This is a genomic window from Parafrankia sp. EUN1f, from assembly GCF_000177675.1.
Classification (GTDB): Bacteria; Actinomycetota; Actinomycetes; order Frankiales; family Frankiaceae; genus Parafrankia.
Window position 1 is genome coordinate 1 of the sequence record NZ_ADGX01000378.1, and the last position, 948, is coordinate 948.

General features: G+C 70.0%; 1 protein-coding gene. It reads right to left on the bottom strand.

Translation table 11 applies throughout. From position 1 onward, the window contains the following. Nucleotides 1–777: cyclopropane-fatty-acyl-phospholipid synthase family protein (locus tag FREUN1FDRAFT_RS39205; RefSeq protein WP_050796215.1), on the bottom strand; the 777-nt coding region annotated here is incomplete at its 3' end. Nucleotides 778–948 lie beyond the last annotated feature (171 nt).

Sequence of the window (948 nt, forward strand, 5' to 3'; positions counted from 1 at the left end):
GACGGCGCGGACGTAGCCGAGGTGGCGGCCCTGGTCGGCGGTGAGCGCGTCGATCTCCACCGTGTTGTCGGGGTTGACGGTGCGGTGCCAGTCGAGCCAGCGCAGCCAGCCGTCCGGCATGGTGTCGGCGACGGTGACGTCCGCGACGCCGCTGCGTTCCCAGTGGCGTCGCCACCAGGCCGCGGAGTGCAGGCAGGCCATGCTCGGCTCCCACCAGGGGCGCAGATGGTCCGGTACCGGACCATCGAACTCGTCGACGAGCCCGGCACCGGCGATACCGATCGCGCCACCCGGCCGGACGAACCGGGAAAGGTAGTTCAGGTACAGATCGTCCGTTCCGTAGTAGACGAACGAGTCGATGCTGACCACAGCGTCGAAGAAGTCCGTGGCGAACGGCAGTGAACGGGCGTCGGCGCGCAGTGGGAACACGGCGTCATCGACACCGGCGTCACGGAGGCGGGCCAGGCGTTCGTCCGGGCTGAACCACAGGTCGGTGGCCCAGACCTGCACCCCGAACTCCCGGGCAAGAAAGACTGACGACGCCCCACGGCCGCAGCCGAGGTCGAGAACCCGCAGGCCGGGCCGCAGGTCGAGGGCCTCGGTGAGCCATTCGGTCAGCCACAGCGAGTCCGCGCCGCCGCTGACCGCGCCGGCAATCCAGTCCGGGTGATAGCGGGAGCTGCGGGGAAACCGCGCCGAGCGCAGCCGTTCGCCGGCTGTTACCTCACTCCGGTCTCCTATCGCACCGGTGTTTTCTGCCCTGTCTTCGTCGGCCATCTCGGCTGTGTTTGTCCCTTCGTGGCTGGCGGTTTCCTGAGGAATTCTGCCGGCGCGGTTCTGGTCTGTCATCCTCTTTCTCCGGCGGGTGAAACGGTCGTGCCGACGGCCCGCGACGGCCCGCGACCGCCCGCGACGGCCCGCGACGGCCCGCGACGGCCCGCGACCGCC